The sequence below is a fragment of the Streptomyces sp. NPDC102437 genome, from assembly GCF_044765565.1.
Lineage (GTDB): Bacteria > Actinomycetota > Actinomycetes > Streptomycetales > Streptomycetaceae > Streptomyces.
Map to the genome: position 1 here is coordinate 19,737 of NZ_JBIWKI010000016.1, position 14,943 is coordinate 34,679.

8 protein-coding genes are annotated in these 14,943 nt (G+C 71.1%); all 8 read right to left on the reverse strand.

Features of this window, described 5'->3' with window-relative positions; genetic code table 11:
- Window positions 1–28: 28 nt before the first annotated feature.
- Window positions 29–1,312 carry a nucleotide sugar dehydrogenase gene (locus ACIRJP_RS21420; RefSeq protein ID WP_404176332.1) on the reverse strand — a complete coding sequence of 428 codons (1,284 nt, stop codon included), beginning with the start codon at window positions 1,310–1,312 and terminating at the stop codon, window positions 29–31.
- Between the two features lie 3 nt (window positions 1,313–1,315).
- Entirely contained in the window at window positions 1,316–2,968 is a 1,653-nt protein-coding gene (locus tag ACIRJP_RS21425; RefSeq protein WP_404176335.1) for a glycosyltransferase, read from the reverse strand.
- Complete coding sequence (locus ACIRJP_RS21430; protein ID WP_404176338.1) at window positions 2,965–4,542, reverse strand: glycosyltransferase family 4 protein; 1,578 nt, start codon at window positions 4,540–4,542, stop codon at window positions 2,965–2,967. Before ACIRJP_RS21430 ends, ACIRJP_RS21425 begins: the two co-directional genes overlap by 4 nt.
- A complete protein-coding gene (locus ACIRJP_RS21435; RefSeq protein ID WP_404176341.1) occupies window positions 4,532–5,551 on the reverse strand; it encodes a Gfo/Idh/MocA family protein in 1,020 nt (339 codons plus the stop codon). Before ACIRJP_RS21435 ends, ACIRJP_RS21430 begins: the two co-directional genes overlap by 11 nt.
- Entirely contained in the window at window positions 5,548–6,666 is a 1,119-nt protein-coding gene (locus ACIRJP_RS21440) for a DegT/DnrJ/EryC1/StrS family aminotransferase (RefSeq protein WP_404176344.1), read from the reverse strand. The genes ACIRJP_RS21435 and ACIRJP_RS21440 overlap by 4 nt, the downstream gene beginning before the upstream one ends.
- A 384-nt stretch (window positions 6,667–7,050) precedes the next feature.
- Window positions 7,051–11,079, reverse strand: coding sequence for an Rne/Rng family ribonuclease (locus ACIRJP_RS21445; RefSeq protein WP_404176347.1), 4,029 nt, complete (start codon window positions 11,077–11,079; stop codon window positions 7,051–7,053).
- A gap of 231 nt (window positions 11,080–11,310) precedes the next feature.
- Complete coding sequence (locus tag ACIRJP_RS21450; RefSeq protein ID WP_404176350.1) at window positions 11,311–12,093, reverse strand: TIGR03936 family radical SAM-associated protein; 783 nt, start codon at window positions 12,091–12,093, stop codon at window positions 11,311–11,313.
- Window positions 12,094–12,980: 887 nt separating this feature from the next.
- The gene (locus ACIRJP_RS21455; protein ID WP_404176352.1) at window positions 12,981–14,906 is read right to left on the reverse strand and encodes a TIGR03960 family B12-binding radical SAM protein; all 1,926 of its coding nucleotides are present in this window, start codon (window positions 14,904–14,906) and stop codon (window positions 12,981–12,983) included.
- Between the last annotated feature and the right edge of the window lie 37 nt (window positions 14,907–14,943).

Sequence of the window (14,943 nt, forward strand, 5' to 3'; positions counted from 1 at the left end):
GCCGGGGCCCCTCGCGTGCGTACGGTGATCAGCCGCCGATGACGACGCGGCGGACACCCTCCCAGCGGGCCGGGTCCGTCGTGCGACGGCCGTCGACCAGGACGCGGACGTCCGGGAGGTCGGCGGCGGCCAGCTCGCGGTACTCGGCGTGGTCGGCCTGGAGGATCGCGGCGGTGACGGTCTGGCCCTCGTGCGGGACGAGGCCGTGCGCGGTCAGTTCCTCGGCCGTGTACATCGGATCGGAGACGAACGGCACCGCGCCACGCGCCTTGAGCGCCTCGACGGTCGGGAAGACGCCGGAGAAGGCCGTCTCCTTCACGCCGCCGCGGTAGGCCGCGCCCAGCACCAGCACGCCCACCCCGTCCAGGTCGCCGTAGGCGGCGGCCAGCAGATCGACCGCGTACTCGGGCATGGCCGCGTTGGCCTCGCGCGCCGAACGCACCACGGTCGCCGACGGGTCGTTCCAGAGGTACATCCGCGGGTAGATCGGGATGCAGTGGCCGCCGACGGCGATGCCCGGCTGGTGGATGTGGCTGTACGGCTGGGAGTTGCAGGCCTCGATGACCTTGAGGACATCGATGTTCTGCTGGTCGGCGAAGCGGGCGAACTGGTTCGCCAGGCCGATGTTGACGTCCCGGTAGGTCGTCTCGGCGAGCTTGGCCAGCTCGGACGCCTCGGCGGTGCCCAGGTCCCAGACGCCGTTGGGGCGCGGCAGGTCGGTACGGTCGTCGAAGTCCAGGACCGACTCGTAGAACGCGACGCCGTGCTCGGCCGAGGCCTCGTCGATCCCGCCGACCAGCTTCGGGTAGCGGCGCAGGTCGGCGAAGACCCGGCCGGTGAGCACCCGTTCCGGGGAGAACACCAGGTGGAAGTCCTCGCCGGCCTTGAGCCCGGAGCCCTCTTCGAGCATCGGCGCCCAGCGGGTACGGGTGGTGCCGACCGGCAGCGTGGTCTCGTAGCTGACGAGGGTGCCGGGCTTGAGACCGGCGGCGATCGCCTTGGTGGCGGAGTCCATCCAGCCGAAGTCCGGGGTGCCCTCCGCGTCCACGAAGAGCGGGACGACGACCACGACGGCCTCGGACTGCGCGACCGCGGACGCGGTGTCCGTCGTCGCGGTGAGCAGGCCCGCCTCGACCGTTTCCTTGAGCTTCACGTCGAGATCGTGTTCACCGGGGAACGGCTCTACGCCGGAGTTGACCAGCTCGACGACCTTCTCGTTGACGTCGGCGCCGATCACCCGGTGGCCCTTGGCGGCGAACTGCACGGCGAGCGGCAGGCCGATCTTGCCCAGGGCGACTACACAGATGTTCATGGATTACTTCCTCTTGGAACGCTTGGCGCCGAGCAGTCGGGATCGCAGCCGCGAGCCCAGCGATGTCTTGGGCGGGTGGAGCGGGCCGGTGCTGATCACCACGCGCCCCTTGGAGTTGAGCCGTGCCGCGACACGGTACGGGTCCGCCTCGCCGCGCCACCTGCGGGCCAGCGGCATGGGCTGCGCGTCTCCGCGTACCGGGATCTCATACGTTGCTCCGGCCACGTCGACGTAGACGCGTACCCCGCGCTTGGCCTTGCGTGGAGCGAGCGGGATCCGGGCGTGCAGCAGGGTGGCGTTGCCGTCGGCCGTGAGCTCGCGGGTGAACTCGCCCTGTGCCGGGGGCAGATCGTGCCCGTCCGGCAGGCGGCGGGCGCGCGCCTTGTCGGCGCTGCTGGGCATGGCCCCCTCTGCGAGGCGGACGACCGCGGAGCCGGTGTCGCCGACGACGCCGATCCGGACCGTCAGTGCCAGCGCCAGTTCCTCGCCGGTCTGCACCCACCCCGACTCGACCAGTTGGGTCTTGTTGGCGAGTCGGCCGGGAACGATCTCCCCGACCAGTTCGAAGCAGCGGTCGGGGAGTTCCAGGCCCGCGTCGCGGAAACCGGGGTAGCGGGCGAAGGCCCTGCCGTCCTCCAGGTGGAAGGGCGGCGCGCCGTGCGCGGCTTCCTCGGTGATCGCGCGGCACAGTTCGTCGACGGCGCCGCGCTGCGCGAGCCGGAGCCGCGCGCGCAGTTTGACGGGGAGCGAATCGCTCAGCGGGTCCGTCAGGTAGGTGTCGGCCAGATGAGTGATACCGGCGCAGATGCTCCGCTTCGTCTCGTCGTCGAGCTCGACGAAGTCGGCCTGGATGAGCTTGGAGAGCTCCCAGGTGAAGTGGCGCTTGAAGACGGCGTCCCGCTTCGGTCCGGCCTCGATCAGCTCTGCCGCCCGGTCCATGATCGCGGCGGCGCAGCGCAGCCGTGCCAGATGGTTGGCCCGGTAGGTGATGTTGCTCGCGTCGCCGCGCTTCACCGCGTAGTAGCAGGTGTAGTCGGCAACCACGGATATCTTGCGGGCGCGGACGCACGCCTCGATGGTGAAGGGCTGGTCGCTGCCGACCGGCATGTCCTCGGGGAAGCGCAGCTTGTGCTGCTCCACGAGGTCGCGGCGGAAGAGCTTGGTGTTGGCCAGCGCGAACGGCAGCTCGGGCCCGTAGAGGCTGATGTCCGGGTCGTTGGCCTTGTAGAGCGACTGCCGCACGTACCGCCCGTTGGTACCGACCATCTTGCCGATGACGACATCGGAACCGTTGGTGTCCGCGCAGGCCACCATCCGCTCCAGCGCTTCCTCGCCGAGATAGTCGTCGGAACCGATGAAGTAGACGTATCTGCCGGTGGCGAGTTCCAGCGCCCGGTTGCTCGGCGTCGCGGGGCCCCCGGAGTTGGCCTGGTGGACGACCTTGACCGTGCCGGGGAAACGCTCGGCGAACCGGTCGAGCTCGGCACCGCTGTCGTCCGTCGAACCGTCGTCGACCGCGACGACCTCCAGCCGGTCCAGCCCGATGGACTGCCCCACGAGCGAGTTCAGGCACTCGGTGAGGTAGGGCATGGTGTTGTACACGGCCACGACGACCGTAACGTCAGGAACAGCGAGGGCATCGGCTCTGCCGGTCACACGGTCACCTCGGTGGGTCTCTCGACGGATGCGCGCTTACTACCGGGCAGCAGCCTCGTGTACACCTCGTCGAGCGCCGCCGCCTGGGCTTCCCAGGTCCACTGGTCGAGCAGTCCGGGCCTGTCGTAGACCTCCCGGTACTTCTTCGGGTCCGCCAGGACCTTCTTCACCGCACGGACGTAGTCGGCCACGTCCTCGGCCTTGAAGACCTCTCCCTGGCCGGTCTGCGCGACCATGTCGCCCATCGTCTTCACATCGCTCACCACGAACGGCAGCCGGGCGTGCGAGTACTCGAAGAACTTGGTGATGAGGGCGATCTCGTGGTTCGGCCAGTGGTGGATCGGGATGACGCCGAGGTCCGCCGTCGCCAGGAAGGGCACGACCTGGTAGTGCGGTACGTACGGGAGGATGTGCACCCGGTCGGCGACGCCGAGCTCCTCCGCGCGCTGCGCCAGTCCCGTCATGTACGGCGACTTCGGCCGCAGCACGATGAACGCCACGTGCAGGTCCGGCAGCTGCGGCAGCGACTCGACCATGATGTCCAGGCCGCGTTGCGGGGCCGCCGCACCGCTGTAGACGGAGAGCGGGACGTCGGGGCCGATCCCGCACAGCTCGCGCAGATCGGGCACCGGTTCCGCGGCCTGCTCGGGAGAGATCTCCGCGTCGGGGGCGTTCAGCACGATCCCGGGCGTCTCGGCCAGTCCGTGCCGCTCGACCAGCATGTCCGCGAGGGTCGCCGAGACGGTGGTCACCGCGTCGGCGTACTTGGAGTAGGACAGCTCGTGGAGGCACTGCGCGATGTGCCAGCGGGGGTGCGGGTCCCACGGCTTGATGCCGGGCAGGAACTCGTGCGCGTCCCAGACCAGCTTGACGTCCCGCTTCGCGGCGCGCGCACGCAGAGTGGCCCGTGCGCCGATGCCCAGCATGCGGAAGTCGTTGGCGTGGATCAGGTCGGGCTTCAGCTCGTCGATCACCTTGCCGTATGCGAGGTCGAGGTCGAGCAGGTAGGGGTCGAGCTTCCGCCAGGCCCGCTTGCCCATCACGCGCTTCCAGAACGCCGTGGTGAACCGGTCCAGCAGGGAGTCCATCCGCTTGCGCCGCTGCTCCAGGGCGTGGGTACGCCGCAGACGCAGACCGACCCAGCGGCCGGCCACCTTCGCGCCGACCCGCTCCGGGAGCAGCCTGGCCTTCGACAGCGCGGACCTCTTCATGCCCGCCTCGATGAGACGGACGTTGAGGTCGGCCCGCCACGCCTTCATCTTCTGCTTGCGGTAGGCGGCGAGCGGCCCCGGGCGATAGGCCAGCGGGGAACGCAGCGGAGCGCGCCGGTACTCGTGCCGCCGGCGTTGCATCGGTCCGGGCACCTTCAGCAGCCGGACCTGAGCCTCGCCGAGCAGCCAGTGCTGCTCGGACTTGCCGGGGGACTTGCCGAGCAGGATGACGTCCCAGCCCGCGTCGGCTGCGGAGCGCGCTTCCTTCTGGACCCGGGAGTCCCCGTTCACCCCGTTGTCGACGAGCATGACGATCCGGCCCCGGCTGCCGGGACGTGACGTGACGATGTTCTCAGGTTCCATGTGTGGCCAGCTCTCCCACAGAGGTCGTGACGGTGCGTCCGCTCCTCGCCGATTCCAGTACCGCTGCGGCCACCTCGACCGTGCGGAGCCCCTCCCGCAGGGTGCAGATGTCCTTCGAGTCGCCGCGCACCGCGTCCCTGAAGAGCTCGTGCTCGACCAGCAGCGGCTCGCGCTTGGGGATGGCGTAGCGGATCATGTCCCCTTCGGAGACACCCCGGAAGGCCTGGAGCGCCTCCCACTCGGTGGTCACGGCGGCGTTCGAGTGGAAGGTGAGGTCGGCGGTGAGGGTGTCGGCGATGAACGTGCCGCGCTCGCCGGTGACGGAGGTGAACCGCTCCTTGAACGGGCTCAGCCAGTTGACCAGGTGGTTGACCATGGTCCCGTCGGAGAGCCGGCCCACCGCGGAGACCATGTCCTCGTGCGGGCGGCCGGACTTCGACACGGTGTGGGCGGAGATCGAGGTGTAGGTCTGACCCGTCACCCAGCCGGTCAGGTCGATGTCGTGGGTGGCGAGGTCCTTGACCACGCCTACATCGGCGATGCGGTGCGGGAACGGTCCCTGCCGACGGGTGACGACCTGGAAGACCTCGCCCAGCTCGCCCGCCTCCAGGCGGGAACGCATGGACCGCAGCGCCGGGTTGCAGCGCTCGATGTGGCCGACGCCCGCGACGAGGCCGCGCGCCTCGAAGGCCTCCACCAGTCGCCGGGCGCCTTCGACGGTGTCCGCGACCGGCTTCTCGATCAGCGCGCAGACGCCGGCCTCGGCCAGCTGGAGCCCGACTTCCTCGTGCAGGGCGGTGGGGCACGCCACGACCGCGTAGTCGATACCGAGCGAGATGAGCTCGTCGACCGTGGCCAGCACGGGGGCGCCCTGCGCCCAGCCGTTCTTGTCCCCCATCGGGTCGACGACGCCGACCAACTGCACGTCCTCCAGGCCGGCCAGCACACGGGCGTGGTGGCGGCCCATCGAGCCGAGGCCGATCAGGCCCGCTCTCAGTCCTGCGGTCACTGCATCTCTCCCAGCGAGTTCACGGCGTCGACGATGCGCTCGAGGTCCTGCGTCGTCAGCGAGGGGTGCACGGGCAGCGAGACGACCTCGGCGGCGGCACGCTCGGTCTGCGGCAGATCCCAGTTCCGGCCCGCCTTCTGGTCCGGCTCCCAGTACGGCTTCAGCCGGTGGATCGGAGTCGGGTAGTACACGGCGTTGCCGATGCCCGCCTCGCTCAGCCTGGCCATGGCGGCGTCACGGTCACCCTGCACCCGGATGGTGTACTGGTGGTAAACGTGGCGTGCACCGTCGGCAACGGGCGGGACGGTGACGTTGGGCGCACTGATGTGCCGGTCGAGGTACGCGGCGTTGGCGCGCCGCTGCTCGGTCCAGCCGAGCACCTTCCCGAGCTGTACGCGCCCGACGGCGGCGGAGACATCGGTCATGCGCATGTTGGCGCCGACGATCTCATTGGCGTACCGCTGCTCCATGCCCTGATTGCGCAGCAGCCTGAGGGTGCGCGCCACCTCGGCATCGGCGGTGGTGACCATGCCGCCTTCGAGGGAGTGCATGTTCTTGGTGGGGTAGAAGCTGAAGGTGCCACCGGAGCCGAAGGCACCGACCGGCGTCCCGCCGATCGCCGCGGTGTGCGCCTGGCAGGCGTCCTCGACGACCGCGACCCCGTGCTTCCGCGCGATCGGCATCAGCGCGTCCATCGCGGCCGGGTGACCGTACAGGTGGACAGGCATGATCGCGGCCGTGCGCGGCGTGATGGCGGCCTCGACGGCAGCCGGGTCCAGACCGAAGCTGTCCGGCTCGATGTCCGCGAAGACCACGTCGGCACCGGCGAGACGAACCGCGTTCGCGGAGGCCGCGAAGGAGAACGACGGGACGATCACCTCGTCGCCGGGGCCGATCCCGAGGGCGAGCAGCAGGAGGTGCAGCGCGGAGGTACCCGAGTTGACCGCCACGCAGTGGCGTCCGTCGACCAGTTCGGAGAAGCCCTCCTCGAAGGCCGCGACCTCCGGGCCCTGCACGACACGGCCGCTGCGCAGCACGCGTACCACGGCCTCGATCTCTTCCTCGCCGATCACCGGCCGGGCAGCAGGAATCATTTCCCTGTTGTCGCTCGACATGGACACCCTCCTTGAACACCGCAAGAGCTTTGAGAGGCGATGACTCCAAGGGCCTGCGAATGTCGGATGAGGCACCGCCGCCCCGGCGCATGGCCGATTCTGTACCGAAACATTGTGCACAAATCGCTCATATGCCCCGGGAGTGCGCCCAAGGCAATGAGGCTTTCTGATTCTGCCTGAAGTGGGCCGACGCGCCGATCGGCCTTCGGGAATCAGCCTGTCAGGCGGCAGCCGCGTCACATTATCAGGCTTTTCACAGGCGGTTTCATGGGGGTTAACGGCACCAGGTGTTGGCCCGCATACTCCGCACCCACCCCCCGCACACGAAGTAGGTGCGGGTCCCCTGGGGACCCGCACCTACTGCCTATGTGATCCTGCCGCCGGTCAGCTCTCGGCGTCGGCCGAGACGGCGGACTTCGGCGACTTCTCGGCGGCAACCGTCTTCTTGGCTGCTGCCTTCTTGGCCGTCGTCTTCTTCGCGGCGGTCTTCTTGGCAGCCGTCTTCTTGGTGGCCGCCTTCTTGGCGGTGGCCTTCTTGGCGGTCTTGCGGGCCGCCTTCTTGGCCGGAGCCGCCGCTACGGCGGTCTCGGAGTCGAGCGTCGGCTCGGCTTCGGGCGTCGGCTCGGCTTCGGGCGTCGGCTCGGCCGTGGCGGTCACCACGACGACCTCCGCCCCGTCCGCACCGGCGGGCGAGCCTGCGGGGGCGGTGACCTTGCGGGTCACCCGGCGACGCGCACGCGGCGGGGCGGCCTCGGGGGCCACCTCCTCGGGTGCGGCCTCCGGCTGCGCGGCCTCGACGACCGGTTCCGGCTGCTCGGCCGGCTCGGCGGCCGGCGCCTCGGCGACCGGCTCGACCGGGGCGGGCGCGCCCGCCGGGGCGGTCGCCTTCCGGGTCGCCCGACGGCGCGTACGGCCCTGGGGGGCCTCGGCCGCGGGGGCTTCCTCGACCACCGGGGCCGGTGCCTCGGCGACCGGCTCCGGCTCCACGACCGGCTCGGGCTCCGCGATCACGACCGGTTCCGGCTCGACGACGGCCGGGGCAGCGGCGGCAGCGGCCTTCGGGGCGCCGGCCGGGGCCGTTGCCTTGCGGGTCGCGCGGCGACGGCCACGGCCGCGTGTGGCGGCCGCCTCGGCCTCGGCCGGGCTGCTGTACAGCTCCTCGTCCGGCACGAACTCCGGCTCGGGCAGCGCCACGGGGGCGGCCACCTCGGCAGCCACCTCGGCCTCGGTCTCGACCTCCGCCACGGTTTCGGCCTCGGCCACGTGCTCGTGGTCGACGCCCCGGCCGCGCTTCTTGGAACGCTTGCCGCCGCCACCGACCGTGGTCGGCTGCTCCATGTGCACGATGACACCGCGGCCGTTGCAGTGGACGCACGTCTCGGAGAAGGACTCCAGCAGGCCCTGGCCCACCCGCTTGCGGGTCATCTGGACCAGGCCCAGCGACGTGACCTCGGCGACCTGGTGCTTCGTACGGTCGCGTCCCAGGCACTCCAGCAGGCGCCGCAGCACCAGGTCCCGGTTGGACTCCAGCACCATGTCGATGAAGTCGACGACGACGATGCCACCGAGGTCGCGCAGCCGCAGCTGGCGCACGATCTCCTCGGCCGCCTCCAGGTTGTTCTTGGTGACGGTCTCCTCGAGGTTGCCGCCCTGACCGGTGAACTTGCCGGTGTTGACGTCGACGACGACCATCGCCTCGGTCTTGTCGATCACCAGCGAGCCGCCGCTCGGCAGGTAGACCTTGCGGTCCAGCGCCTTCATCAGCTGCTCGTCGATCCGGTACGTCGCGAAGATGTCGACCTCGGAGGTCCACCGCGACAGGCGGTCCGTCAGGTCGGGCGCCACCTGCGAGACGTATCCGTGGATGGTCTCCCACGCGTCGTCGCCGCTGACGATGACCTTGGAGAAGTCCTCGTTGAAGATGTCGCGGACGACCCGGACGGTCATGTCCGGCTCGCCGTAGAGCAGGGTCGGCGCGTTGGAGCTGCCGGTGCTCTTCGACTTCTTCTGGATGTCCTCCCACTGCTGCTGGAGCCGCTCGACATCGCGGCGCAGCTCGTCCTCGCTCGCGCCCTCCGCGGCGGTACGGACGATGACGCCCGCGTCCTCGGGGACGATCTTCTTGAGGATGGTCTTCAGCCGGGCCCGCTCGGTGTCGGGCAGCTTGCGGCTGATGCCGGTCATCGAGCCCTCGGGCACGTAGACCAGGTAGCGGCCGGGCAGCGAGACCTGGCTGGTCAGGCGGGCGCCCTTGTGGCCGATCGGGTCCTTGGTCACCTGGACGAGGACGGACTGGCCGGACTTGAGCGCGGTCTCGATACGGCGCGGCCCGTGAGCCATGCCGAGCGCCTCGAAGTTGACCTCACCGGCGTACAGGACGGCGTTGCGGCCCTTGCCGATGTCGACGAAGGCAGCCTCCATGGACGGCAGGACGTTCTGCACCTTGCCCAGGTAGACGTTGCCGACGTAGCTGGTGGCCTGCTCCTTGTTGACGTAGTGCTCGACGAGCACGTTGTCCTCCAGGACACCGATCTGGGTGCGCTCGCCGTTCTGGCGGACGACCATGACCCGCTCCACGGCCTCGCGGCGGGCCAGGAACTCGGCCTCGGTGATGATCGGGACGCGACGGCGGCCCTGCTCGCGGCCCTCGCGGCGGCGCTGCTTCTTGGCCTCCATACGGGTCGAGCCCTTGATGGACTGGACCTCGTCGAAGCCGGTGCCGGGCTCCCGCTCCTCCTTCTTTCGGGGCTCGCGGACCTTGACGACCGTGCGCTCCGGGTCGTCCGTGCCGCTGTCGGCGTCGGCGGAGACATCCCCACTGCGACGACGACGACGGCGACGGCGACGGCTGCTGCTCGAACCGGCGGCGGCCTCGTGGTCCTCGTCCTCCTCCTCGGGCTCCTGGGCTCGCTCCTGCTCGTCCTCGGCGTGGTCGGCGGCGGCCTCGTCGCCGTGCTGCTCGGCGGCCTCGTCACCCTCGGCGGCCTCGCCGCGACGACGGCGACGGCCACCACGACGGCGACGGCGCGAGGGCCGGTCCCCGTACTCGTCCGTCTCCTCGCCCTCGGCCTCGTGCTCACCCTCGGCCTCGACCTCGGCCTCCAGCTCCTCCTCGGCCGGCTCCTCCACGGGAGCCACGGCCTGCTCGGGCTCGGCGGCCTCACCGCGACGGCGGCGACGGCGGCGCGAAACGCCCTGCGGCGCGGCCTCGGCGGCCGGAGCCTCGACGGTGGCCGTCGGCTCCTCGACCGTCTCGGCCTCCTCTTCGGCCTCGACCTCTTCGTAGCGCGACGCCGCCGCAGCGGCGGCCGCGGTCTCCGGGGTCTGGAACATCGGCTCGGCGAAGACCGGCGCCTGGAACACGGCCACGGCGGGGCGCGCGGCGCGACGGCTCTTGCGTACGGGCTCCTCGGCCTTGGCCGTGAACTCCGGCCGGCCGGCGGGGGCGGTGGCCCGGCGGCGCTGACGGCCGCGCGGCGCGGCCTCCTCCGCCTCGGCGGGCTCAGCGGGCTCGGCGGGCTCGGCGGGCTCAGCCGCAGGCTTCTCGGCGGCGGGCTTCTCGCCGGTCTCCTCGGTCTTTTCGGCGGCCTTCGGCGCGCCTGCCGGGGAGGTCGCCTTGCGGACCGCACGGCGACGGCCGCGCGGGGCCTCGACGGCCTCGGCGGCGGGCTCGGTGACCTCTTCCGCCTCGGCGACCGCGGGCGCGGCGCTCTCCATGACCGGCTCGACGTGCTGCGGGGCGCCGGCCGGGGCCGATGCCCTGCGCCGGGTGCGACCACGCGGTGCGGCGGGCTCGGGCTCGGCGATCTCGGCGGCCGGCTCGGGCTCGACGGCGGCCGGTGCCTCCTCGACGATCTCCACGGCTTCGGCGGCCTGCGGCGCACCCGCCGGAGCGGTCGCCTTACGGACCGCACGGCGACGCGGACGCGCGGGCGCGGCCTCCACGACCTCGGCCTCGGGCTCGACAACCTCGGGCTCGGCAACCGGCTCGGCGGCCTTCGGCGCACCCGCCGGGGAAGTCGCCTTGCGGACCGCACGACGACGCGGACGCGCGGGCGCGGCCTCCACGACCTCAGCGGCCTCTTCGACCTCGGCAGCCGGCGCGGCGGCCTCGGTCACCTCGGCGGCCTGCGGCGCACCCGCAGGGGCGGTCGCCTTGCGGACCGCACGACGGCGCGTGCGGGCGGGCGGCGCGGCTTCCGCCGTCGCGGCGCTCTCGGCGTCGGCGGGCATTTCGGACACTGCGGCGTCAACGGCCGGTATGGCGGGCGTGGCCGAAGCCTGGGCTTCCGCCACCGGCGGACCGGCCGGGCGGGACGCTGCGCGGCGCCTGCGGCGCGGCGGCAGCTTGTCTCCGGGTGCGTTGTTCTCTTCGGCGTTCCCGGTCGCGCCGGGTTCGTTGGACTGGGGCATGCGGGCGGTTCTCCCGTCAGGCTCCCGGGCGCCGCGCCTGGTTCCGGTCCGGCACGGTCCGCGTGATGTACGCGGCTCCGCCGTCCGGGGCGCGGGCGCCGCACGGGAACTCAATGTCTGGCTCGCCGGTTCCGAACGCGTGGTGCGCACGGCCTGGCGAAAGTCTTATGGGTCATCGCGCGGCCCGAACCGGAAGGCTCCCGAGTCGGAGGCTGCGCTGCAACGACCGCCTTACGCGGAACCTGCACCTTCCGGCGCCGTCGCGACGGCGGTCCCGGTGGCCGCTGATGGAGCGGCCGGGGCTGCCTCGCGGTCGGGCGCGAGCGGGTCGGTCACCGTGCCGGACTCCTCGTCGAAGAGCCCCTGCGCCAGCCTGGTCACCGCTGCGGGGACCGGCGGCGCCAGGTCGGCCACAACGCGGAGACCGGACAGGACGTCGTCAGGTCGCACGGCAGGTGTCACGTGCCGAACAACCAGCCGCAGTATCGCACAGGGCCTGTCCTCGGGCCTATCAGCCTGTGGATCAAGGGCCTGCAGGTCGACCACGGCGGCGCGGGCGTCGAAGGTGCGCATACCGTTCTTGGCACGGCGCTGGACCTCGACGGTCTCCGCCTCGTTGAACGCGGCCACGGCCTCGGCCGCGTCCGCCACGGCGACACCGTCGAGACGGAGCTCCCAGACGGAGGCGGTCAGCCGGTCGGCGAGACCCGGGGTACGGGCCTCCACGGCGTCGGTGATGTCGAGACCGTCCGGCAGCGAGTCGTTGAGCAGGTCCCGCAGGACGGCCGGATCGCGGGCCTCGGTGAGGGCGATCTCCAGGAACTCGGCCTCACTGCCCGTGCCGGTCGGAGCGGCGTTGGCGTACGACACCTTCGGGTGCGGGGTGAACCCTGCCGAGTAGGCCATGGGCACCTCGGAGCGGCGCAGTGCCCGCTCGAAGGCTCGCTGGAAGTCACGGTGACTGGTGAACCGGAGGCGGCCGCGCTTGGTGTAGCGCAGTCGGATGCGCTGCACTGCCGGTGCGGGCGGCGGGCCTTCGGGCTGTCGCTTGCCCAGTGGTTCTTCTCCTCGGTGCGGGGCGGACGCGGTGGCGCGCCGCCCTCGAAATGCGGGTGGCCCGGGGTGTCCGGTCCGGCTCACCCCCGCTCGGCTTCTTTCTCTCCGGGCGAGGAGATCTCTGGTTCGGGCGCCGCGCTGGGCACAGTCGTTATTTGTTGCGTAGCACCCAGCCTACGCGTAACACGCGTCCCCGGTTCCCGGGGCTCGGGCTCCCGGGCACCGCCGACCAGGGCACGCCACGCATCTCGGCGTACCTGGCGTACGGTCTCGCCCGCCGAGCGCAGCGCCGACCGGGCCGCGCGTCCCGCCTCGGCGGCGGCCCGCCCGGCCGGCCCCCAGATCCGATCGCGCAGGAAATGGCCCACCGGTGTGCAGACCGTGCGGTAGGCCCAGGCCACGGGCGCGCCGACCAGATGCCGGGGGCCAGGCGATACCGAACGCGGCGGCGATCTCCCGGCCCAGCGGGAAAAGGAGGCGCCGGTGCAGCGCGTGAAGCGGCGCGACCAGCAGCGTCCCGACCAGCCACACCGCCGCCGGCCACAGCCCGGTCCCGATGGCCGCGATTCCGCGCGCCAGCTTGTCGAGCAGCCGGACAGCGCCATGGCCGAGCGGGGTGAGCACTTCCCGGTACAGCCAGTGAAGCGGCCGTACGACCAGGTGCTCGACCGGCCAGGCGGCACCGGGCTTGAGATCTCAGGCAGCCCTCGTCGCTCGGTACTCCGCCGGGGCCTGGTGTCTGCCGTGGTCCATGCCGTGAACGACGCGAAGGCCCGGCCGGGGGTTTCCCGGCCGGGCCTTCGTCACTCAGCTGTCACCTGCGGGGACGCGCCCGCGGCGACCGGCTACTTCACGACCGTGAGCGGCAGCAGCTTCTTGCCGGTCGGGCCGATCTGGATGCTGGTGTCCATCTGCGGGCAGACGCCGCAGTCGAAGCACGGGGTCCAGCGGCAGTCCTCGACCTCGGTCTCGTCGAGCGAGTCCTGCCAGTCCTCCCAGAGCCAGTCCTTGTCGAGGCCGGAGTCCAGGTGGTCCCAGGGCAGGACCTCCTCGTAGCTCCGCTCGCGGGTGGTGTACCAGTCGACGTCCACGCCGTACTCGGGCAGCGTCTTCTCGGCGGCGGTCATCCAGCGGTCGTAGCTGAAGTGCTCGCGCCAGCCGTCGAAGCGGCCGCCGGACTCGTAGACCGCGCGGATGACGGAGCCGACGCGGCGGTCACCGCGCGAGAGCAGGCCCTCGACGATGCCGGGCTTGCCGTCGTGGTAGCGGAAGCCGATGGAGCGGCCGTACTTCTTGTCGCCGCGGATCTTGTCGCGGAGCTTGGTGAGCCGGGCGTCGGTCTCCTCGGCGCTCAGCTGCGGGGCCCACTGGAACGGGGTGTGCGGCTTGGGCACGAAGCCGCCGATGGAGACGGTGCAGCGGATGTCGTTCTGGCCGGAGACCTCGCGGCCCTTGGCGATCACGTTGACCGCCATGTCGCCGATCTGGAGGACGTCCTCGTCGGTCTCGGTGGGCAGGCCGCACATGAAGTACAGCTTCACCTGGCGCCAGCCGTTGCCGTACGCGGTGGCGACGGTACGGATGAGGTCCTCTTCGGAGACCATCTTGTTGATGACCTTGCGCATCCGCTCGGAGCCGCCCTCGGGGGCGAAGGTGAGACCGGAGCGGCGGCCGTTGCGGGTCAGCTCGTTGGCCAGGTCCACGTTGAACGCGTCGACGCGGGTGGACGGCAGCGAGAGGCCGATCTTGTCCTCGGTGTAGCGGTCGGCGAGGCCCTTGGCGATCTCACCGATCTCGGTGTGGTCGGCGGAGGAGAGCGAGAGCAGGCCGACCTCCTCGAAGCCGGTCGCCTTGAGACCCTTCTCGACCATCTCGCCGATGCCGGTGATGCTTCGCTCCCGCACGGGGCGCGTGATCATGCCGGCCTGGCAGAAACGGCAGCCGCGGGTGCAGCCGCGGAAGATCTCGACGGACATCCGCTCGTGGACGGTCTCGGCGAGCGGCACGAGGGGCTGCTTCGGGTACGGCCACTCGTCGAGGTCCATGACGGTGTGCTTGGAGACCCGCCACGGCACGCCCGACTTGTTCGGTACGACGCGGCCGATCCGGCCGTCCGGGAGGTACTCGACGTCGTAGAAGCCCGGGACGTAGACACCGCCGGTCCTCGCGAGGCGGAAGAGCACCTCCTCGCGGCCGCCGGGGCGGCCCTCGGCCTTCCAGGCACGGATGATCTCGGTGATCTCCAGGACGGCCTGCTCGCCGTCGCCGATGACCGCGCAGTCGATGAACTCGGCGATCGGCTCGGGGTTGAACGCGGCGTGGCCGCCCGCGAGGACGATCGGGTCCTCGATGGTGCGGTTCCGGGCCTCCAGCGGGATGCCGGCGAGGTCCAGGGCGGTGAGCATGTTGGTGTAGCCGAGCTCGGTGGAGAAGCTCAGCCCGAAGACGTCGAACGCCTTGACCGGGCGGTGGCTGTCCACGGTGAACTGCGGGACCCGGTGCTCGCGCATCAGCTCTTCGAGATCCGGCCACACGCTGTAGGTGCGCTCGGCGAGCACGCCCTGGCGCTCGTTGAGTACCTCGTAAAGGATCATGACGCCCTGGTTGGGAAGCCCGACCTCGTACGCGTCCGGGTACATCAGGGCCCAGCGGACGTCGCATTCGTCCCACGGCTTGACGGTGGAGTTCAGCTCACCGCCGACGTACTGGATGGGCTTCTGCACATGCGGGAGCAGAGCTTCGAGCTGTGGGAAGACCGAATCGACAGACATCGCGAACTTTCGAGAGCCGGCAAGGGTGACCATCAAG

Excerpts from the sequence above, each read along its gene's own strand:
- ACIRJP_RS21420 (WP_404176332.1), bottom strand. The coding sequence starts at position 1,312 with ATGAACATCTGTGTAGTCGCCCTGGGCAAGATCGGCCTGCCGCTCGCC.
- ACIRJP_RS21430 (WP_404176338.1), bottom strand. The coding sequence starts at position 4,542 with ATGGAACCTGAGAACATCGTCACGTCACGTCCCGGCAGCCGGGGCCGG.
- ACIRJP_RS21445 (WP_404176347.1), bottom strand. The coding sequence starts at position 11,079 with ATGCCCCAGTCCAACGAACCCGGCGCGACCGGGAACGCCGAAGAGAAC.
- ACIRJP_RS21455 (WP_404176352.1), bottom strand. The coding sequence starts at position 14,906 with ATGTCTGTCGATTCGGTCTTCCCACAGCTCGAAGCTCTGCTCCCGCAT.
- ACIRJP_RS21440 (WP_404176344.1), bottom strand. The coding sequence starts at position 6,666 with ATGTCGAGCGACAACAGGGAAATGATTCCTGCTGCCCGGCCGGTGATC.